Here is a 19,194-nt window from a genome sequence, read left to right as displayed (position 1 = left end):
GTGACGCCGTGGCTCGGGGACCTTGCCCGGGCATCAAATACAAGTAAGTCTGTAGACAAACAGTATCACGAGGGGGACGTGGGCTCCGGACCCGGCTCACGCAGTGCGGGCCGGACCCCGCGTCCGGCGCCGCAGCAGCAGCCGGGCGGGCACCGCCAACAGGGCGAGCAGGACGAGCCACGGCACCAGGAAGCCGACCACGACCAGCACGGAGCCGGCGCCCTCGACGAACGCGTCCCAGCCCCGGCTCAGCCCGCCGAGGAAGCCGTCGGCGTCGTCGTCCTCGCGCTCGTGGCGCACCGTGGGCTGCTCGATGTAGACGGTGATCGTCGACATGCTGGTCTGGTCGGCCAGCCACTGCTGCCGCGACTCGAGCGCGTCGAGATCGGCCTGGCGGCTCGCGAGCTGCGACTCGATCGCGACGATCTGCTCGATCGACTCGGCCCGGGCGAGCAGCGCCTCGATCCGGCTGACGCTCTTGCGCTGGGCCCGGATCCGGGCGGCGACGTCGACCACCTCGGCGCTGACGTCCTGGCCGTTCGTGGTCGTGCCGGTCGGTGTCGCGACCTCCTCCAGCGCCGTGACCACGTCGTCGAACGCCTCGCTCGGCACCCGCAGCACGAGCCGCGCCGTGCTCAGCACGCCCTTGTCGCCCGTCGTCGTCTCCTGCTCGCCCACCGTGCCCTGGTGGGCGTCGGCGACCTTGCGCACGCCCAGCCGGGCCTTGGCGACGTCCTTCGCCTCGAGCGAGACGGTCCCGGTGGAGATCACCGCCGGCTGCTCTGCGGTCGAGACCGGCGCGTTCCGGGCGGCGTCGTCGGCGACCGGGGCGGCCGCACCCCCGCCGTCCTGGGCGGCCGAGGCCTCGGGAGCCGGTTCCTGCGCCATCGACGCCTTCGCGCCGCTGGCGTCCCCGGCCTCGTCGGAGCCGCTGCACGCGGTCAGGGTCAGCGCCGTGATGAGGCCGGCGAGGAGGAGAGCGGTTCGGCGGGGTCTGGTGTCCATGGCACTCCGACGCTGCCCACGCCTCGGTGGTTCCGGCATTCGCGACGACGGGACCGGGCCCGCGCTACAGGAGCCCCTGCGCCTTCAGCGCGAGGTAGTGGTCGGCCAGTGCCGGCGGCAGCTCGCCCGCGTCGGCGTCGACGACGTCGACACCGAGGCGCACCAGCATCGCCCGGGTCCGCTCGCGGCGGTCCAGCTCGTGGGAGGCGGCCGCGGCGGCGTAGACGTCGTCGGCGGTGGGCGGCGTGGGACCGGCCTCGTCGGCGAGCGCGGCCATCCGGGTCAGCTCGGGATCGCGGACCGACGCGATCACCACGCGGTGGTGGCGCGTCAGGACCGGCAGCACGGGCAGCAGCCCGTCGGCGATCGCGGACGGCTCGAGCGCGGTCAGCAGGACGACGAGCGCGCGCTGCCGGCCGAAGCCCTGGACCGCGCCGGCGAGCAGGTCCCAGTCGGCCTCGACGAGGACCGGGTCGAGGTCGGCCATCTGCTCCTGGAGCCGCATCGCCACGTCGCGGGCGCCGTGCACCCGCTGCCGGGCACGGACCCGACGGTCGCCGGCCACGAAGTCGATCCGGTCGCCGGCCCGGGAGGCGAGCGCGGCGAGCAGCAGGGCGGAGTCCATCGCGGCGTCCAGCCGCGGCATGCCGTCGGTCTCGGGCTCGTCGACGGTGCGGGCGACCCGCCCGGCCGACGTACGCGACGTGTCGAGGACCAGCACCACCCGGCGGTCCCGCTCGGGCTGCCAGGTGCGGACCACGACGTGGGTGTTGCGGGCCGAGGCGCGCCAGTCGATCGAGCGCACGTCGTCGCCGCGGACGTACTCGCGCAGCGAGTCGAACTCGGTGCCCTGCCCCCGCACGCGTACGGCGGCCCGCCCGTCGAGGTCGCGCAGCCGGGCCAGCCGGGAGGGCAGGTGCTTGCGGGACTCGAACGGCGGCAGCGCGCGGACCGAGCCGGGGACGTCGTACGTGCGCTGTCGGGCGACCAGGCCGAGCGGCCCCCACGACCGGACCGTGACGCCGGCGGCGCGCAGGTCGCCGCGGCGCCGGGGGAGCAGGGGTGTGGTCAGCCGCCGCTGGTCGCCGGCGGCCAGGCGCAGACGGTACCGGTTGTCGCGGGCCCCGGCCGAGGGCTGCCAGGCGTCGCGGACGTCGAGGTGCAGGCGGCGGCCGGTCGCGGCGACGACGAGGTCGGACGACGCCGGGTCGCCGAGCCGGACCGAGCCCGGCTGGCGGCGGGTGATCGTGGCGAGCGCGGGGGAGGGGGTGAGCAGGCGGTCCAGGCCGACCAGCAGCAGCACGCCGAGCAGCCACAGCCAGACCGTGCCGGCCTGCGGGCGCAGCACGACCGCCACCAGCCCCAGGAGGAGCAGCAGCGGGACCCGGCCGGAGATCGCCATGACGTCGGACGACTAGCGCGGGACCGGGACGGACGCGATCGCCGACGCCAGCACCTGGGCGACGTCGACGCCCTCGAGCTCGGCCTCGGCCCGCACCCCGAGCCGGTGGGCGAGCGACGCCTGGGCCAGCGCCTTCACGTCGTCGGGCGTCACGAAGTCGCGGCCCGACAGCCACGCCCACGCGCGCGCCGCCCGCAGCAGCGCGGTCGCGCCGCGCGGGCTCACGCCGAGCGACAGCGACGGGGACTGGCGGGTGGCCCGCGCGATGTCGACGATGTACGACGCCACCTCGGGCGAGACCTGCACCTGCTTCACCGCCGCCTGCCCGGCCTCGAGGTCGGCCGCGCCCGCCACGGGCCGCACGCCCGCACCGGCCACGTCGCGCGGGTCGAAGCCCTCGGCGTGGCGGGTGAGGATGGTGATCTCGTCCTCGCGCGGCGGCACCGGCAGCACGACCTTGAGGAGGAACCGGTCCAGCTGGGCCTCGGGCAGCGGGTAGGTGCCCTCGAACTCCACCGGGTTCTGGGTGGCGGCCACCAGGAACGGGCGCGGCAGCGGCCGGGTCACGCCGTCGGCCGAGACCTGGCCCTCCTCCATCGCCTCCAGCAGCGCCGACTGCGTCTTCGGGGGCGTCCGGTTGATCTCGTCGGCGAGCAGCAGGTTGGTGAAGATCGGCCCCTCGCGAAAGCTGAGCTCGCCGCCGCCCGCGGAGTCGATGACCAGGGAGCCGGTGATGTCGCCCGGCATCAGGTCGGGGGTGAACTGCACCCGGCGGGTCTGTACGTCGAGGCTCTGGGCCAGGGTCCGCACGAGCAGTGTCTTCGCCGTCCCGGGCACCCCCTCCATCAGCACGTGGCCGCCGCACAGCAGGGCGACGAGCAGACCGGACACGGCCGCGTCCTGTCCGACCACGGCCTTGGCGACCTCCTGGCGCACGGCCATCAGCCGCTCGCGCACGCCGGCCTCGTGGGTGGTCTGGGTCATGAGCGTCGTACCTCTCTCCTCAGTCGGGCCAGGTCCTGCGCGAGCCGGACCAGGTCCTGGTCGGTCGCGGGCGGCATGCGGTCGTCGTCGAGCAGGGCGGCCACGGTCTCGACCGGAGCGCCGAGGTGGCGCGCGGCCGCCTCGGTGACCACCGGGGCCGGGGTGCCGCGGTCGAGCCGCAACCGGCGCGCGATGTCGGCGCGGGCGGCGCGGCGCAGGGCGCGGGCGGCATGGGTGCGGTCGCCGCTGCGGCGGTACATCCGCCCGCGGCTGCGTGCGGTCTCGACCGCGCGGACCACGACCGGCAGCGGCTCGGTCGACAGCGGACCGAGCCGGCGTACCCGCCACAGCAGCAGGGCGAGCCCGGCCAGCGCCACGACCCACAGAGCCGGCCCGATCCAGTCGGGCAGCAGGGTGCCGATCGTGACGGCGTCGTCGGACACGGCGTCGGTGGCGTCGGGGACGTACCAGACCAGGCGTGGGTCGTGCCCGAGCAGCCGCAGGCCCACGGCCGCGTTGTCGGCACGGGTCACCTGGTCGTTGGTCAGCGCCTGCCCGGCGCCGAACAGCACCAGCCCGTCGACGCCGCGCACCAGGGCGCGATCGCTGACGGGGAAGCACCCCTGCCCCGTGTACGACGTCGCGCGGTCCACCGCGACGCGCAGCCCGTCGAGGTCGACGCCCGCGATCCCGTCGGGACACCGGGCGGGGAGGCCGTCGTCCTCGCCGACAGGCCCGGTCAGCAGCCCGAGATCGGGGTCGATCTGGTTGAGGATCGCGAAGTCCGGCTCGACCAGGACGATCCGGGCGGCCGCCGAGGCGTGCTCGCGCATCCGGCGCAGGGTGCTCGGCGCCAGCTGCTCGGTGCTGCTCACCACGACGGTGGTGGCGTCGTCGACCGTCGCCTCGTCGAAGGCCTCGGCCGAGCGGGCGATGGTGACGTCGACGCCCTGGTCGGCGAGCACCTTCGCCAGCGCCTGCGCGCCGTCGGGTCCCGGGTTGCGGGGGTCGGCGGCACCGGGGTACTTCTCCGAGCCGCGGGTGGTCCACACGGCCACCACCAGCGCGAGCACCACCGCCGCTGCGACCACCAGCTGCGTCCGCGTCACGCGCGTCCGCGGCCGGGTCGGCGCCGCTGTCGTCGTCATCGGCGCACCGCCCGCCCGGCGAGGGTGTCGTCGAGCGCCAGCAGCTCGGCCGCCTGCGCGCTCGTGGCCGGCCGCTCGCCGTAGAGGACGCCGTCGAAGAGGTCCGCGCCGTGCAGAACCGCCGCGCGGTGCTCCGGGAACACCGCCACCAGCGCGCCGGCCAGCTCGTGCGCGGTGGCCTGGGGGAGGTCCTCGATCCGGCCGCGCTCGACCTGGCGCACCGCCGCGGCCCGGAAGGCGTCGACGAGCGCCGCCGCCGCGTCCCCGGCGCGCAGTGCGGCCTCGGCACGGGCCCGCAGCTGGTCGGCGCTCACCACCTCGTCGGTGAGGGCGGGGCTGCTCGCGGCCCGCCCGGTCGCCGTACGACGGGCCCGGCTGGCCAGGAACAGCACGCCGCCGAGGATGAGCAGCACGACCAGGATCGCGGCTGCGGTCGTCAGGCCCGAGGAGCCCGACGCGGCGTCGACCGTGCCGGAGATCAACCGGTCCAGCCAGCGGGTCAGCCGGCCGATGACGTCGTCCTCGTAGTACTCCGGGCGCACCAGCTCGCGGCGCAGCTGGCGACGCGCCTCGTCACCACTCGGGTCGAGCGGCGGGTCGAGGCGGACGAGGGCGAGCGCCGGGATCATGCCGGGACGATCCCCGCCTCCCGCATCAGCTCGACGTCGAAGGCCTCCTTGCGCATGCGGAGGTCGACGTACTGCACCGACGTGACGGCGGCGAGGAAGGGAGCGACGAAGGCGTTCTGGATGACCAGCGCGACGGCCTGGGTGAGGATCAGCGCGAGCACGGCATAGTCGGGCACGGCCAGCGCCACGACGTTGCCGATGATGCTGACCGGGAAGGACAGGATCCCGCCTGCGAACTGGGCGATGATCACGGTCAGCAGACCGATGCCGAAGGTGCGCCAGAACTGCCGGGCGCTCAGCTGCCAGCCGCGGCCGATCGCCGCGAAGACGCCGACCGGCTCGAGCATCAGCGCCGGCACCGGCAGGTAGTAGAAGCGGATCCACAGCCAGCAGCACAGCGCGATGAACGCCGGCACGCTCACCACGCCCCACACGACCACCGGCCAGGGGCCGTCGCTGAGCTGGACGACCAGCACCCACAGCAGCACGTATACGACGAGCAGGACCAGGAAGGCCAGGTTGAGGACGAGGGTCAGGCCGAGCAGGCGCCAGCGTTTGCCCCGCGTCGCCGCCCACGCCTCGGCCAGTCCCAGCCGGCGTCCGACCGCGGCCGCCCGGGTCACGTGGGCGACCATGCCGGTCACGAACACGACGCCGACCTGGGCCACGACCAGCGACAGCAGCAGTGAGCCGTACGCCGCCAGCGCACCGACCAGCTCGGCGACCGACGCGTCGGGGTCGACCTCACCGGAGGCGTCGGCCGCGATCCCGATGGTGAGGGTGAGCGCCAGCGTCACCACGACCGGGACCAGCATCGCGACGGCGGTGACCATCACCGCCGCGCCGACCGTGGCCTTGGGGTTGAACCGGATGATCCGGAACGCGCCGTCGTAGATGTTGCCGAGGTTGAGGGGGCGCAGCGGGAGCGCGCCGGGCTTGTGCGCCGCACCGAGTGCCAGGCCGGCGGGGGGACGCGGCCCCGCGGCGCTCGGGTACGCCGCCCAGCCTCCCGGCACCGGTCCGGGAGCAGCTCCCGGCGGCGGGAACGGGGGCCCGGCTGGCCCGGGCGGGACCGGCTCGGCAGGCGCGGGCGCACCCGGGGGCGGGTACTGCTGCGAGGGGCCGTCGGTCATGCGGCTCATCCTTGCATCCGGCCCCTGCCGAACCCCGGGAGCCGCGGTCGGGAATGGAGCGCCCTCCGCAATTTGGTGCCCCCCGCGAACTCTGCCAAGATGTTCCGGTTGCCCCGGACAGGACGTCGGGGTGCGCGCCAATCTTGACTACTGAATCGTGTCTCCCCTGCGGAGTGGTCGGCCCTGCCGATCCGGGCCGCGTGGAGCGTGTGCAGGTCGTCGACATCAGCTCGCACCGCACGCCCGGGAGGCCCGAGGCAGCCAAGAACAACAGCTCGACTTCCCCAGGGAAGACGTGCGCGCCCTCAACAAGGTGCGACACGCCCGACCGCGGGGGTCGGAGCTGAAGGACCCAGAGTCGTACGACGAGTAAGGACGAGAGAGACCTATGGCGGGACAGAAGATCCGCATCAGGCTCAAGGCCTATGACCACGAGGTGATCGACACCTCGGCGCGCAAGATCGTGGACACGGTCACCCGGACGGGTGCGAAGGTCGCCGGCCCGGTGCCGCTGCCGACCGAGAAGAACGTCTTCTGTGTCATCCGCTCGCCGCACAAGTACAAGGACTCGCGCGAGCACTTCGAGATGCGCACCCACAAGCGGCTCATCGACATCATCGACCCCACGCCGAAGACCGTCGACAGCCTCATGCGCCTCGACCTGCCGGCCGGTGTCGACATCGAGATCAAGCTCTGAGGTTCGAGACATGACTATTGAGCGCAACGTGAAGGGCCTGCTGGGCACCAAGCTCGGCATGACCCAGCTCTGGGACGAGAACAACCGGGTCATCCCGGTGACCGTGGTCGCCGCCGGCACCAACGTCGTCACCCAGGTCCGCCAGCCCGAGCCGGACGGCTACAACGCCATCCAGATCGGCTTCGGCGAGATCGAGGGCCGCAAGGTCAACAAGCCGCAGGCGGGTCACTTCGCCAAGGCCGGCACCACGCCGCGTCGCCACGTGGTCGAGATCCGCACCGCTGACGCCAGCGAGTACACCGTCGGCCAGGAGCTGCCCGTCGACACGTTCGAGGCCGGCCAGGTCATCGACGTGACCGGCACCAGCAAGGGCAAGGGCTTCGCCGGTGTCATGAAGCGTCACGGCTTCGCCGGCGTGAGCGCCTCCCACGGTGCCCACCGCAACCACCGCAAGCCGGGCTCGATCGGCGCCTGCGCCACCCCCGGCCGCGTGTTCAAGGGCCTGCGGATGGCCGGTCGCATGGGTACCGACACCGTCACCACCCAGAACGTCACCGTCCACGCCGTCGACGTCGAGAAGGGCATCGTCCTGATCAAGGGCGCCGTTCCCGGCCCCAAGGGCGGTCTCGTCGTTCTCCGCACGGCTGCGAAGAAGGGCTGATCACCATGGCCAAGACCGTTTCCGTCGACTTCCCCGCCGAGATCTTCGGCGTCGAGGTCAACATCCCGCTGATCCACCAGGTCGTCGTCGCCCAGCAGGCCGCTGCGCGTCAGGGCACCCACGCCACCAAGCGTCGCGGCGAGGTCCGCGGCGGTGGCAAGAAGCCCTACAAGCAGAAGGGCACCGGCCGCGCCCGCCAGGGCTCGACCCGCGCGCCGCAGTTCGCCGGCGGTGGCATCGTCCACGGCCCGCAGCCGCGTGACTACAGCCAGCGCACCCCCAAGAAGATGAAGGCCGCCGCCCTGCGCAGCGCCCTCTCCGACCGGGCCCGCAACGAGCGGATCCACGTCGTCGAGGGCCTCGTCTCGGGCGACAAGCCGTCGACCAAGGCCGCGCTCGCCTCGCTCTTCGAGCTGACCACCCGCCGCAAGTTCCTCGTCGTGCTCGAGCGCGCCGACAGCCTCACCTGGCTCTCGCTGCGCAACGCGCCCGAGGTCCACATCGTGGCGGTCGACCAGCTCAACACCCGCGACGTCCTCGTGAGCGACGACGTGGTGTTCAGCAAGGCCGCGTTCGACCGCCTCGTCGGTGGCAACGCCGAGGAGGAGACCAACTGATGAGCACCCTGCACAAGGACCACCGCGACGTCCTGATCGCGCCCGTGGTGTCGGAGAAGAGCTACAGCCTCCTCGACGCCAACAAGTACACCTTCCTGGTGCACCCGGACGCCAACAAGACCGAGATCAAGATCGCCGTGGAGAAGGTCTTCGGCGTCAAGGTCACCTCGGTGAACACGCTCAACCGTCCGGGCAAGGTCCGCCGCACCCGCAACGGCCTCGGCAAGCGCAAGGACACCAAGCGCGCCATCGTGAGCTTGGCCGACGGTCACCGCATCGACATCTTCGGAGGTCCGGTCTCCTGACCGGGCTAGGTAGAGGAATCTGACATGGCTATCCGCAAGTACAAGCCGACCACCCCGGGCCGTCGTGGCTCCTCGGTGGCCGACTTCGCCGAGATCACCCGGACCACGCCCGAGAAGTCGCTGACCCGCCCGCTGCCCAAGAAGGGCGGTCGCAACAACCAGGGCCGGATCACCACGCGGCACCACGGTGGCGGTCACAAGCGCGCCTACCGGATCATCGACTTCCGTCGCTACGACAAGGACGGCGTGCCGGCCAAGGTCGCGCACATCGAGTACGACCCCAACCGCACCGCGCGCATCGCGCTGCTGCACTACGCCGACGGCGAGAAGCGCTACATCGTGGCGCCGAAGGACCTGACGCAGGGCATGCGGGTGGAGTCGGGCGTCGGTGCCGACATCAAGCCGGGCAACAACCTGCCGCTGCGCAACATCCCCGTCGGTACGACGATCCACTGCGTGGAGCTCCGTCCCGGTGGCGGCGCCAAGCTGGCCCGCTCGGCCGGCAACAGCGCGCAGCTCGTCGCCCGTGAGGGCTCGCGTGCCACCCTGCGTCTGCCCTCGGGCGAGATGCGCTACGTCGACGTGCGCTGCCGCGCCACGATCGGCGAGGTCGGCAACGCCGAGCAGTCGAACATCAACTGGGGCAAGGCCGGGCGCATGCGCTGGAAGGGCAAGCGCCCGACCGTCCGTGGTGTGGTCATGAACCCGGTCGACCACCCGCACGGTGGTGGTGAGGGCAAGACGTCCGGTGGTCGCCACCCCGTCTCGCCGTGGGGCAAGCCCGAGGGCCGTACGCGCAAGCGCAAGGCCAGCGACTCCCAGATCATCCGACGCCGCAAGTCCGGCAAGAACAAGCGCTGAAGGAACTGAGAGATGCCTCGCAGCCTGAAGAAGGGCCCCTTCGTCGACGGCCACCTGCTCAAGAAGGTGGACGCCGAGAACGAGAAGGGCACCCACAACGTCATCAAGACCTGGTCGCGCCGGTCCATGATCATCCCCTCGATGATCGGCCACACGATCGCGGTCCACGACGGTCGCAAGCACGTCCCGGTCTTCGTGTCCGACTCCATGGTCGGCCACAAGCTCGGTGAGTTCGCGCCGACCCGCACCTACCGCGGCCACGTCAAGGAAGACCGGAAGGGACGCCGTCGATGAGCACCACTGAGCGCAACCGCGTCAGCGCGCGCCGCGAGTCCCTCCTGGGCGACGAGCCCGGCGCGTTCGCGACCGCCCGCTTCGTGCGGATCACCCCGATGAAGGCGCGCCGCGTCATCGACCTGGTCCGCGGCCTGCCCGCCGACGAGGCGCTGACCCTGCTGCAGTTCGCGCCGCAGTCGGCCTCCGAGACCGTCTACAAGGTGCTGCAGAGCGCCGTCGCGAACGCCGCGACCACCGAGGGCCTCGCCACCGGCGACCTGGTCGTCTCGGTCGCGCGCGTCGACGAGGGTCCGACGATGAAGCGGTGGCGTCCGCGTGCGCAGGGCCGGGCCACCCGGATCAACAAGCGCACCAGCCACATCACCATCGCGGTCCAGCCGGCCGATGTCGTCGCGAAGAAGGGCAAGAAGTAATGGGTCAGAAGATCAACCCGAACGGCTTCCGCCTCGGCATCTCGACCGACCACAAGTCGCGTTGGTACGCCGACAAGCTGTACAAGTCCTACGTCGGCGAGGACGTCGCGATCCGCAAGCTGCTCAGCAAGGGCATGGAGCGGGCCGGCATCGCCAAGGTCGAGATCGAGCGCACCCGTGACCGGGTCCGCGTCGACATCCACACCGCGCGTCCGGGCATCGTCATCGGTCGCCGCGGCGCCGAGGCCGACCGCATCCGTGGCGAGCTCGAGAAGCTCACCGGCAAGCAGGTCCAGCTGAACATCCTCGAGGTGAAGAACCCCGAGATCGACGCGCAGCTGGTCGCCCAGGGTGTCGCCGAGCAGCTGTCGGGTCGCGTCCAGTTCCGCCGCGCGATGCGCAAGGCGATGCAGACCTCGATGCGTTCCGGTGCCAAGGGCATCCGGATCCAGTGCTCGGGCCGCCTCAACGGCGCCGAGATGTCGCGCACCGAGTTCTACCGCGAGGGCCGCGTCCCGCTGCACACGCTGCGTGCCGACATCGACTACGGCTTCTACGAGGCCCGCACGACCTTCGGCCGCATCGGTGTGAAGGTCTGGATCTACAAGGGCGAGGTCGCCGGCACCCGTGCCGAGCGCCAGGCCCAGGCTGCTGCCCGCGCCGGCGTCCCCGGCCGCGGTGGCCGCCCCAGCCGTGGTGGCGACCGTCCGACCCGTGGGTCGCGCGGGGACCGCCCGAACCGCTCCGACCGCAACGCGGACGCGCCGGCCGAGTCCGCCGCGCCCGAGGCTGCCGCCGCGGAGCCGACCACCGGAACGGAGTCCTGACCCATGTTGATGCCGCGTCGCGTCAAGCACCGCAAGCAGCACCACCCCAAGCGGTCGGGTGCTGCCAAGGGCGGTACGTCGCTCGCGTTCGGTGACTTCGGTATCCAGGCGCTGGAGGGTGCGTACGTCACCAACCGGCAGATCGAGTCGGCCCGTATCGCGATGACCCGCCACATCAAGCGTGGCGGAAAGGTCTGGATCAACATCTACCCGGACCGCCCGCTCACCAAGAAGCCTGCCGAGACCCGCATGGGCTCCGGTAAGGGCTCCCCGGAGTGGTGGGTCGCCAACGTCAAGCCCGGCCGCGTCATGTTCGAGCTCTCCGGCGTCCCGGAGGACATCGCTCGCGAGGCCATGCGTCGTGCGATCCACAAGCTGCCCATGAAGGCCCGTTTCATCACGCGAGAGGCTGGTGAGTTCTGATGGCGAACGTCATCCGCGCCCACGAGCTGGACGAGCTCAACGACGTCGACCTGGAGGCCAAGCTCCGCGAGGCCAAGGAGGAGCTGTTCAACCTCCGCTTCCAGGCGGCCACCGGCCAGCTGGAGAGCCACGGTCGGCTCCGCACGGTCAAGAAGGACATCGCCCGGATCTACACCGTGGTGCGTGAGCGCGAGCTCGGCATCCGGACCGCCCCGGGTACCGAGGAGGAGAACTGATGAGCGAGTCTGCCGAGACGACTCAGCGCCACGCCCGCAAGACCCGTGAGGGTCTCGTGGTGAGCGACAAGATGGACAAGACCGTGGTCGTGTCCGTCGAGGACCGTGTCAAGCACGCCCTGTACGGCAAGGTCCTGCGCCGCAACACGCGGCTCAAGGCCCACGACGAGCAGAACGACTGCGGCGTCGGCGACCGCGTCCTCATCATGGAGACCCGCCCGCTGTCGGCCACCAAGCGCTGGCGCGTGGTGGAGATCCTCGAGCGCGCGAAGTAAATCCGTTCGGCCAGGCTCACCGCCCGTGAGGCGATGAGAACCGGCACGACAACCAGGAGAAATCGATGATTCAGCAGGAGTCGCGACTCAAGGTCGCCGACAACACCGGTGCCAAGGAGATCCTTTGCATCCGCGTGCTCGGCGGCTCCGGTCGTCGCTACGCCGGGATCGGTGACGTCATCGTCGCCACTGTCAAGGACGCCATTCCCGGTGGCAACGTCAAGAAGGGCGAGGTCGTCAAGGCCGTCGTCGTGCGCACCGTCAAGGAGCGCCGCCGCCCCGACGGTTCGTACATCCGCTTCGACGAGAACGCGGCGGTGATCCTCAAGAACGACGGCGAGCCCCGCGGTACCCGCATCTTCGGCCCCGTCGGCCGCGAGCTGCGTGAGAAGAAGTTCATGAAGATCATCTCGCTGGCTCCGGAGGTGCTGTGATGGCTGCCCGCAAGAAGTCCGAGCAGGTTCGCAAGAAGCCCAACCTGCGCGTCAAGAAGGGCGACACCGTCAAGGTCATCGCCGGCAAGGACAAGGGCGCCGAGGGCAAGATCATCAAGGTCCTCCGTGAGGAGGAGCGCGTGATCGTCGAGGGTGTCAACCGGATCAAGAAGCACACCAAGGTCGTCGACCAGGGTGGGCGCGCCGGCAACACCGGCGGCATCATCACCACCGAGGCCCCCATCCACGTGTCCAACGTGATGCTGGTCGAGGGTGACGGCGTCACCAAGGTCGGCTACAAGCGGGTCGACGTGACCAAGCGTCGCCCCGACGGTTCCGAGTACCCCTCGACGCGCAGCGTGCGCATCTCCCGCAAGACCGGGAAGGAGATCTGAGATGAGCGAGACCACCATCGAGAAGGTCACCCCTCGGCTCAAGACCAAGTACCGCGAGGAGATCCTCCCGGCGCTCAAGGACGAGTTCGAGATCGCCAACGTCATGCAGGTCCCCGGTCTGGTGAAGATCGTGGTCAACATGGGTGTCGGCGAGGCCGCCCGCGACTCGAAGCTGATCGAGGGCGCGATCCGCGACCTCACCGCGATCACGGGCCAGAAGCCGGCCGTGACCAAGGCGCGCAAGTCCATCGCCCAGTTCAAGCTGCGCGAGGGCATGCCGATCGGCACGCACGTCACCCTGCGGGGCGACCGGATGTGGGAGTTCCTCGACCGCCTGCTGGCGCTCGCCCTCCCGCGCATCCGTGACTTCCGTGGCCTGTCGCCGAAGCAGTTCGACGGCCGCGGCAACTACACGTTCGGCCTGACCGAGCAGGTCATGTTCCACGAGATCGACCAGGACAAGGTCGACCGCCAGCGGGGCATGGACATCACCATCGTCACCACGGCGACCAACGACGAGCAGGGGCGCGCGCTGCTGAAGCAGCTCGGTTTCCCGTTCAAGGAGAACTGACATGGCGAAGACTGCGCTCAAGGTCAAGGCGGCCCGCAAGCCCAAGTTCGCGGTGCGCGGCTACACCCGCTGCCAGCGGTGCGGCCGGCCCAAGGCGGTCTACCGCAAGTTCGGCCTGTGCCGGATCTGCCTGCGGGAGATGGCCCACCGCGGCGAGCTGCCCGGCGTCACCAAGTCGAGCTGGTAACACCCAACCGTTGAAGGTCCCTCTGCCGTGCGCGGAGGGAAACCACAGCAGAAAGAACACACATCATGACGATGACTGACCCGATCGCAGACATGCTCACGCGTCTGCGCAACGCCAACCAGGCGTACCACGACGCGGTGACCATGCCGTACAGCAAGCTCAAGGAAGGCGTCGCGGAGATCCTCAAGCAGGAGGGTTACATCACCTCCTACGCGGTCGCCGACAACGAGAACGGCGTCGGCAAGCTGCTGACCGTGACCCTCAAGTACGGCCGCAACCGTGAGCGCTCGCTCGCCGGTGTGCGCCGCATCAGCAAGCCCGGTCTGCGGGTGTACGCCAAGCACACCGGTCTGCCGAGGGTTCTCGGCGGCCTGGGCGTGGCGATCATCTCGACCAGCCAGGGTCTGCTGACCGACCGCCAGGCCAACCAGAAGGGCGTGGGTGGGGAAGTCCTCGCCTACGTCTGGTGACAAGGGAAGGAGAGAGAAGAACATGTCGCGCATCGGCAAGCTCCCCGTCCCGGTCCCCGCGGGCGTCGACGTCCAGCTGGACGGCCCCGTCGTCACGGTGAAGGGCCCCAAGGGCACCCTGAGCCACACCGTGGTCGCTCCGATCACGGTCGAGAAGGGCGATGGCGTCCTCGACGTCAAGCGTCCCGACGACGAGCGCCTGTCCAAGGCCTACCACGGCCTGTCCCGGACGCTCATCAACAACATGGTCGTCGGTGTCACCGAGGGCTACGAGAAGAAGCTCGAGATCGTGGGCGTGGGCTACCGCGTCCTGTCCAAGGGCCCGACCCAGCTGGAGTTCCAGCTCGGCTACTCGCACCCGATCATCTTCGACGCTCCCGAGGGCATCACCTTCACGGTGGAGGGCCCGACGAAGCTCGGAGTCCTCGGCATCGACAAGCAGCTGGTCGGCGAGGTCGCCGCCAACATCCGCAAGCTTCGCAAGCCCGAGCCGTACAAGGGCAAGGGCGTTCGGTACGCCGGCGAGCATGTCCGTCGCAAGGTCGGAAAGGCTGGTAAGTGACCATGGCGATCACCCTCAAGCACCAGCGGAACCTCTCGGCTCGCGCCAGCTCCAAGCTGCGCCGCCAGATCCGCGGTCGCAAGAAGATCTCCGGTACCTCCGAGCGTCCGCGCCTGGTGGTCACCCGGTCGAGCAAGCACATCACCGCGCAGGTCGTCGACGACCTCGTCGGCAAGACCCTCGTGTCGGCCTCGACCCTCGAGGGCGACCTGCGCGCCTTCGACGGCGACAAGACCGCCAAGGCGAAGAAGGTCGGCGAGCTCGTTGCCGCCCGCGCCAAGGAGCAGGGCGTCGAGTCGGTCGTCTTCGACCGGTCGGGCAACAAGTATCACGGTCGCATCGCGGCCCTGGCAGATGGCGCCCGCGAGGGCGGCCTGACCTTCTGACCGCGAACAGGACTGAGGAGAGATCATGAGCGGACCCCAGCGCGGACAGCGTTCGGGCGGCGACCGTGGCGGCCGTGGTGGCCGTGACGGCGGTCGCGGTGGCGCCGAGAAGAGCCAGTACGTCGAGCGTGTCGTCGCGATCAACCGCGTCGCCAAGGTCGTGAAGGGTGGTCGACGCTTCAGCTTCACCGCCCTGGTGATCGTCGGTGACGGCGACGGCCTGGTGGGCGTCGGCTACGGCAAGGCCAAGGAAGTTCCCGCGGCGATCGCCAAGGGCGTCGAGGAGGCGAAGAAGAACTTCTTCCGCGTCCCCCGCGTCCAGGGCACCATCCCGCACCCGGTCCAGGGCGAGAAGGCCGCCGGCGTGGTGTTCCTGCGCCCGGCCGCTCCCGGCACCGGTGTGATCGCGGGTGGCCCGGTGCGTGCGGTTCTCGAGTGCGCCGGCATCCATGACGTGCTCAGCAAGTCGCTGGGCTCGTCCAACCAGATCAACATCGTGCACGCGACCGTCGCGGCGCTCCAGATGCTGGAGCAGCCCGAGTCGGTGGCCGCGCGTCGTGGTCTGCCCGTCGAGCACGTCGCCCCGGCGGCGCTGCTCAAGGCCAAGGCCGAGGGCGAGGCCGCTGCGGCCGCCGCCAAGGCGTCGGCCCCTGAGGCGGTGTCCATCTGATGGCACAGCTGAAGGTCCAGCAGACCAAGTCGAAGATCGGTGCCAAGGCCAACCAGCGTGAGACGCTGCGCAGCCTCGGCCTCAAGCGGATCGGCGACGTCGTGATCAAGGAGGACCGTCCCGAGATCCGGGGCATGGTCCACACCGTCCGTCACATGGTGACGGTCGAGGTCGTCGGAGGCGAGTGACAATGACGCTCAAGCTGCACCACCTGCGCCCCGCGCCGGGCGCCAAGACCGCCAAGACCCGCGTGGGTCGTGGTGAGGGCTCCAAGGGCAAGACCGCCGGTCGTGGTACGAAGGGCACCAAGGCCCGCTACCAGGTCCCGGTCGCGTTCGAGGGTGGCCAGATGCCGCTGCACATGCGGCTCCCGAAGCTCAAGGGCTTCAAGAACCCCTTCAAGGTGACCTTCCAGGTCGTCAACCTCGACCGGATCAGCGCGCTGTTCCCCGAGGGCGGCGACGTCACCCCGGAGACGCTGGTCGCCAAGGGCGCCGTCCGCAAGGGCGAGCTCGTCAAGGTGCTCGGCCAGGGTGACCTGACGGTCAAGGTGTCGGTGAGCGCGAACGCGTTCTCGGCGTCGGCCAAGGAGAAGATCGAGGGCGCCGGCGGGACCATCACGGTCCTGTGACGGCGCTGCGAGGGGCGCGTCGGCCCCGGGTGTTGCCCGGGTCCCGCCGCGCCCCTCGTGTCATCTCCGCACCTGCTCCTCGGCAGGCTCGGCGTACCCCGTCAGGCGGCTGTGTGCCCCCTGTTAGGCTTCCCGCTGGCCACAAGGCCAGCGATGAGAGAAGAGGACCCGCGTGCTCACCGCGTTCGTGAACGCCTTCCGGACCCCGGACCTGCGGCGCAAGCTGCTGTTCGTCCTGTTGATCATCGTCATCTTCAGGGCCGGGTCGCAGATCCCGGCACCTGGCGTGCATGTCTCCAACGTGGAGAAGTGCATCAAGGTGGTCGAGGAAGGCAGCAACGCCAGTCTCTACAGCCTGGTCAACCTGTTCTCCGGTGGAGCTCTCCTCCAGCTGACGATCTTCGCGCTCGGCATCATGCCGTACATCACCGCGAGCATCATCCTGCAGCTGCTCGTCGTGGTGATCCCGCGACTCGAGGCCCTCAAGAAGGAGGGGCAGGCCGGCCAGACGAAGATCACGCAGTACACGCGCTACCTCACGCTGGGCCTCGCGCTCCTGCAGGCCACCGGCATCGTCGCGCTCGCGCGCTCCGGCAACCTGCTGCAGGGCTGTGACAGCACGCAGTACCCGTTGCTGCACAGCAACGACACCAAGACCTTCCTCGTCATGGTCGTGACCATGACGGCCGGCACCGCCGTCATCATGTGGCTCGGTGAGCTCATCACCGAGCGCGGCGTCGGCAACGGCATGTCCATCCTGATCTTCACCCAGGTCGTCGCGACCTTCCCGATCGCCCTGTGGCAGGTCAAGATCAGCCAGGGTTGGTGGACCTTCGGCATCGTCGTCATCATCGGCCTCGTCCTCGTGGCCGCGGTCATCTTCATCGAGCAGGCGCAGCGCCGGATCCCGGTGCAGTACGCCCGCCGCATGGTGGGCCGCAAGATGTTCGGCGGCAGCTCGACGTACATCCCGCTCAAGGTCAACCAGGCCGGCATCATCCCGGTCATCTTCGCCTCGTCGCTGCTCTACCTGCCGGCGATGGCGGTCCAGTTCAACCAGGAGAACCCCAACAGGTTCATCCGGTGGGTCAACGAGTACCTCGTCGACCAGGGCCACCCGGTGCACATGGCGGCCTACTTCCTGTTGATCATCTTCTTCACCTACTTCTACGTGTCGATCACCTTCAACCCGCAAGAGGTGGCCGACAACATGAAGAAGTACGGCGGCTTCATCCCCGGGATCCGGGCGGGCAAGCCGACCCAGGACTACCTGTCCTACGTCCTGTCCCGCATCACGTTGCCGGGCGCTCTCTACCTGGGTCTGATCTCGCTCGTACCGCTGATCGCGTTCGTGCTGATCAATGCCAACCAGAACTTCCCGTTCGGTGGCACGTCCATCCTGATCATGGTCGGCGTCGCGCTCGACACGGTGAAGCAGATCGAGAGCCAGCTCCAGCAGCGCAACTACGAAGGATTCCTGCGTTGAGGCTTCTGATCATGGGCCCTCCGGGTGCCGGCAAGGGCACCCAGGCGAAGGCCGTCGCCGACCACTTCGGCGTCCCGGCCATCTCCACCGGCGACATCTTCCGCGCGAACGTCGGCCAGGGCACCCCGCTCGGTATCGAGGCGAAGCGCTACATGGACGCCGGCGAGTACGTGCCCGACGAGGTCACCAACAACATGGTGCGCGACCGGATCGCCGAGCCGGACGCCGAGAAGGGCTTCCTGCTCGACGGCTACCCGCGCACGCTGGCGCAGGTCACCGAGCTCGACAGCATGATCGACGCGACCGGGCACCGGCTCGACGCCGTGCTCTGCCTGACCGTTGACCAGGAGGCCGTCGTCGGTCGCCTGCTCAAGCGGGCCGAGATCGAGGGTCGCGCCGACGACACCGAGGACGTCATCCGGCGCCGCCTCGAGGTCTACGCCGAGGAGACCGAGCCGCTCATCGCGGTCTACGCCGAGCGCGGGCTGGTCGTCTCGGTCGACGGCATGGGCGAGATCGACGACGTCCAGCAGCGGATCTTCGACGCGCTCGACGACATCCCGCAGAGCTGATCTCCCGACTTGTTCTTCGACCAGCACCGGATCGAGATCAAGACGCCGGAGCAGGTACGCGTGATGCGTGCGGCCGGCCTCGTTGTCGGCCGCACGCTCGCGCGTCTGCGTGACGCGGTCCGGCCCGGCGTCACCACCGCCGAGCTCGACGCACTCGCCGAGCAGAGCATCCGCGAGCAGGGCGCCGTCCCGTCCTTCCTCGGGTACGGCGAGCCGCCGTTCCCCGCCAGCATCTGCGCCTCGGTCAACGACGAGGTCGTCCACGGCATCCCCGGGCCCCGGGTGCTCGCCGAGGGCGACGCGATCTCGATCGACTGCGGCGCGATCGTCTTCGACGACTCCGGCCAGGGCTGGCACGGCGACGCCGCGATCACCGTCGCGGTCGGTGCCGTGCGCGAGGAGGTCGCCGAGCTGATGCGGGTCACCGAGGAGTCCCTGTGGCGCGGCCTGGCCGCGGCGCGCGCCGGTGGCCGGGTCGGTGACATCTCGCACGCCGTGGCGTCGTACGTCCGCAGCCAGGGGGACTACGGCATCGTCGACGGCTACACCGGCCACGGCATCGGCACCGCCATGCACATGGAGCCCGATGTCCCCAACGAGGGACGCCCCGGACGCGGTCCGCGTCTGCGCCAGGGCACCGCGCTGGCCGTCGAGCCGATGATCACGCTCGGCACCCACGACAGCGACGTCGCCGCCGACGACTGGACCGTCGTCACCACCGACGGCAGCTGGGCCGCGCACTACGAGCACACCTTCGCCCTCACCGAGAACGGGTTATGGGTGCTGACGGCCGAGGACGGCGGGCGGGCCCGCCTGGAGGCCCTCGGCGTCCCCTTCGGGGGCGAGTGAAGGTGGTTCATCCCGTTTGTTGCCGGATCTGAGAACGTTCGGCGTGATCTAGCCAACTCTTTCGGCAA

30 protein-coding genes are annotated in these 19,194 nt (G+C 70.2%); 24 read left to right on the top strand and 6 right to left on the bottom strand.

Features of this window, described 5'->3' with window-relative positions; translation table 11 throughout:
• Nucleotides 1-96: 96 nt before the first annotated feature.
• From QI633_RS21075 to QI633_RS21050, 6 genes are all read right to left on the bottom strand, one after another.
• Entirely contained in the window at nt 97-1,005 is a 909-nt protein-coding gene (locus QI633_RS21075; protein ID WP_160158189.1) for a DUF4349 domain-containing protein, read from the bottom strand.
• Between the two features lie 64 nt (nt 1,006-1,069).
• Nucleotides 1,070-2,407, bottom strand: a complete 1,338-nt coding sequence (locus QI633_RS21070; RefSeq protein ID WP_282426969.1) for a DUF58 domain-containing protein — start codon at nt 2,405-2,407, stop codon at nt 1,070-1,072.
• 12 nt (nt 2,408-2,419) lie between these two features.
• A complete protein-coding gene (locus QI633_RS21065; protein ID WP_141797572.1) occupies nt 2,420-3,391 on the bottom strand; it encodes a MoxR family ATPase in 972 nt (323 codons plus the stop codon).
• Complete coding sequence (locus QI633_RS21060) at nt 3,388-4,539, bottom strand: DUF4350 domain-containing protein (RefSeq protein WP_282426968.1); 1,152 nt, start codon at nt 4,537-4,539, stop codon at nt 3,388-3,390. The genes QI633_RS21065 and QI633_RS21060 overlap by 4 nt, the downstream gene beginning before the upstream one ends.
• Nucleotides 4,536-5,168, bottom strand: coding sequence for a DUF4129 domain-containing protein (locus tag QI633_RS21055; RefSeq protein ID WP_141797574.1), 633 nt, complete (start codon nt 5,166-5,168; stop codon nt 4,536-4,538). Before QI633_RS21055 ends, QI633_RS21060 begins: the two co-directional genes overlap by 4 nt.
• The gene (locus tag QI633_RS21050) at nt 5,165-6,301 is read right to left on the bottom strand and encodes a hypothetical protein (protein ID WP_282426967.1); all 1,137 of its coding nucleotides are present in this window, start codon (nt 6,299-6,301) and stop codon (nt 5,165-5,167) included. Before QI633_RS21050 ends, QI633_RS21055 begins: the two co-directional genes overlap by 4 nt.
• A 388-nt stretch (nt 6,302-6,689) precedes the next feature.
• Between QI633_RS21050 and rpsJ the strand changes: the two genes are divergently transcribed.
• The 24 genes from rpsJ to map all read left to right on the top strand — a co-directional run bounded on the left by rpsJ (nt 6,690) and on the right by map (nt 19,126).
• Nucleotides 6,690-6,998, top strand: coding sequence for a 30S ribosomal protein S10 (gene rpsJ, locus QI633_RS21045; protein WP_007078637.1), 309 nt, complete (start codon nt 6,690-6,692; stop codon nt 6,996-6,998).
• Between the two features lie 10 nt (nt 6,999-7,008).
• Nucleotides 7,009-7,659 carry a 50S ribosomal protein L3 gene (gene rplC / locus QI633_RS21040; protein ID WP_141797576.1) on the top strand — a complete coding sequence of 217 codons (651 nt, stop codon included), beginning with the start codon at nt 7,009-7,011 and terminating at the stop codon, nt 7,657-7,659.
• A gap of 5 nt (nt 7,660-7,664) precedes the next feature.
• Nucleotides 7,665-8,276, top strand: a complete 612-nt coding sequence (gene rplD / locus QI633_RS21035) for a 50S ribosomal protein L4 (protein WP_282426966.1) — start codon at nt 7,665-7,667, stop codon at nt 8,274-8,276.
• Nucleotides 8,276-8,581 (top strand): 50S ribosomal protein L23, encoded by a 306-nt coding sequence (gene rplW / locus QI633_RS21030; RefSeq protein WP_141797578.1) that lies wholly within the window; start codon nt 8,276-8,278, stop codon nt 8,579-8,581. The genes rplD and rplW overlap by 1 nt, the downstream gene beginning before the upstream one ends.
• A gap of 24 nt (nt 8,582-8,605) precedes the next feature.
• Nucleotides 8,606-9,442, top strand: a complete 837-nt coding sequence (gene rplB / locus QI633_RS21025) for a 50S ribosomal protein L2 (RefSeq protein WP_141797579.1) — start codon at nt 8,606-8,608, stop codon at nt 9,440-9,442.
• 12 nt (nt 9,443-9,454) lie between these two features.
• Nucleotides 9,455-9,736, top strand: coding sequence for a 30S ribosomal protein S19 (rpsS, locus tag QI633_RS21020; protein ID WP_139621517.1), 282 nt, complete (start codon nt 9,455-9,457; stop codon nt 9,734-9,736).
• Nucleotides 9,733-10,152 (top strand): 50S ribosomal protein L22, encoded by a 420-nt coding sequence (gene rplV / locus QI633_RS21015; protein ID WP_141797580.1) that lies wholly within the window; start codon nt 9,733-9,735, stop codon nt 10,150-10,152. The genes rpsS and rplV overlap by 4 nt, the downstream gene beginning before the upstream one ends.
• Entirely contained in the window at nt 10,152-10,979 is an 828-nt protein-coding gene (gene rpsC, locus QI633_RS21010) for a 30S ribosomal protein S3 (RefSeq protein WP_141797581.1), read from the top strand. Before rplV ends, rpsC begins: the two co-directional genes overlap by 1 nt.
• Nucleotides 10,980-10,982: 3 nt before the next feature.
• A complete protein-coding gene (gene rplP / locus QI633_RS21005) occupies nt 10,983-11,402 on the top strand; it encodes a 50S ribosomal protein L16 (RefSeq protein WP_139621514.1) in 420 nt (139 codons plus the stop codon).
• Nucleotides 11,402-11,638, top strand: a complete 237-nt coding sequence (gene rpmC, locus QI633_RS21000; protein WP_036547884.1) for a 50S ribosomal protein L29 — start codon at nt 11,402-11,404, stop codon at nt 11,636-11,638. Before rplP ends, rpmC begins: the two co-directional genes overlap by 1 nt.
• Nucleotides 11,638-11,913: a 30S ribosomal protein S17 gene (gene rpsQ / locus QI633_RS20995; RefSeq protein ID WP_141797583.1), complete on the top strand. Its 276-nt coding sequence runs from the start codon at nt 11,638-11,640 to the stop codon at nt 11,911-11,913. Before rpmC ends, rpsQ begins: the two co-directional genes overlap by 1 nt.
• Nucleotides 11,914-11,978: 65 nt before the next feature.
• Entirely contained in the window at nt 11,979-12,347 is a 369-nt protein-coding gene (rplN, locus tag QI633_RS20990; RefSeq protein WP_141797584.1) for a 50S ribosomal protein L14, read from the top strand.
• Nucleotides 12,347-12,742: a 50S ribosomal protein L24 gene (gene rplX / locus QI633_RS20985; RefSeq protein WP_218865757.1), complete on the top strand. Its 396-nt coding sequence runs from the start codon at nt 12,347-12,349 to the stop codon at nt 12,740-12,742. Before rplN ends, rplX begins: the two co-directional genes overlap by 1 nt.
• Nucleotide 12,743: 1 nt before the next feature.
• A complete protein-coding gene (gene rplE, locus QI633_RS20980) occupies nt 12,744-13,313 on the top strand; it encodes a 50S ribosomal protein L5 (RefSeq protein ID WP_141797585.1) in 570 nt (189 codons plus the stop codon).
• 1 nt (nt 13,314) lies between these two features.
• The gene (locus tag QI633_RS20975) at nt 13,315-13,500 is read left to right on the top strand and encodes a type Z 30S ribosomal protein S14 (protein WP_011757321.1); all 186 of its coding nucleotides are present in this window, start codon (nt 13,315-13,317) and stop codon (nt 13,498-13,500) included.
• 65 nt (nt 13,501-13,565) lie between these two features.
• Complete coding sequence (gene rpsH, locus QI633_RS20970) at nt 13,566-13,970, top strand: 30S ribosomal protein S8 (RefSeq protein WP_141797586.1); 405 nt, start codon at nt 13,566-13,568, stop codon at nt 13,968-13,970.
• A 22-nt stretch (nt 13,971-13,992) separates the two neighbouring features.
• The gene (rplF, locus tag QI633_RS20965) at nt 13,993-14,532 is read left to right on the top strand and encodes a 50S ribosomal protein L6 (RefSeq protein ID WP_141797587.1); all 540 of its coding nucleotides are present in this window, start codon (nt 13,993-13,995) and stop codon (nt 14,530-14,532) included.
• A gap of 2 nt (nt 14,533-14,534) precedes the next feature.
• On the top strand, nt 14,535-14,918 hold the full coding sequence (gene rplR, locus QI633_RS20960; protein WP_141797588.1) for a 50S ribosomal protein L18: 384 nt from the start codon (nt 14,535-14,537) through the stop codon (nt 14,916-14,918).
• A 25-nt stretch (nt 14,919-14,943) separates the two neighbouring features.
• A complete protein-coding gene (rpsE, locus tag QI633_RS20955) occupies nt 14,944-15,588 on the top strand; it encodes a 30S ribosomal protein S5 (RefSeq protein WP_141797589.1) in 645 nt (214 codons plus the stop codon).
• Complete coding sequence (gene rpmD / locus QI633_RS20950; protein ID WP_139621508.1) at nt 15,588-15,776, top strand: 50S ribosomal protein L30; 189 nt, start codon at nt 15,588-15,590, stop codon at nt 15,774-15,776. Before rpsE ends, rpmD begins: the two co-directional genes overlap by 1 nt.
• Before the next feature lie 2 nt (nt 15,777-15,778).
• Complete coding sequence (gene rplO, locus QI633_RS20945) at nt 15,779-16,219, top strand: 50S ribosomal protein L15 (RefSeq protein WP_141797590.1); 441 nt, start codon at nt 15,779-15,781, stop codon at nt 16,217-16,219.
• A 172-nt stretch (nt 16,220-16,391) separates the two neighbouring features.
• Nucleotides 16,392-17,705, top strand: a complete 1,314-nt coding sequence (gene secY, locus QI633_RS20940) for a preprotein translocase subunit SecY (RefSeq protein ID WP_141797591.1) — start codon at nt 16,392-16,394, stop codon at nt 17,703-17,705.
• Nucleotides 17,702-18,277 (top strand): adenylate kinase, encoded by a 576-nt coding sequence (locus QI633_RS20935; protein WP_174245189.1) that lies wholly within the window; start codon nt 17,702-17,704, stop codon nt 18,275-18,277. Before secY ends, QI633_RS20935 begins: the two co-directional genes overlap by 4 nt.
• A 9-nt stretch (nt 18,278-18,286) precedes the next feature.
• Nucleotides 18,287-19,126, top strand: coding sequence for a type I methionyl aminopeptidase (map, locus tag QI633_RS20930; RefSeq protein WP_282426965.1), 840 nt, complete (start codon nt 18,287-18,289; stop codon nt 19,124-19,126).
• The last annotated feature ends 68 nt before the right edge of the window (nt 19,127-19,194 follow it).

Source organism: Nocardioides sp. QY071, from assembly GCF_029961765.1.
In the GTDB taxonomy this organism is placed as follows: Bacteria; Actinomycetota; Actinomycetes; order Propionibacteriales; family Nocardioidaceae; genus Nocardioides.
Note: the sequence above shows the minus strand (reverse complement) of the source record. Positions and strands in the feature narration are given on the sequence as shown.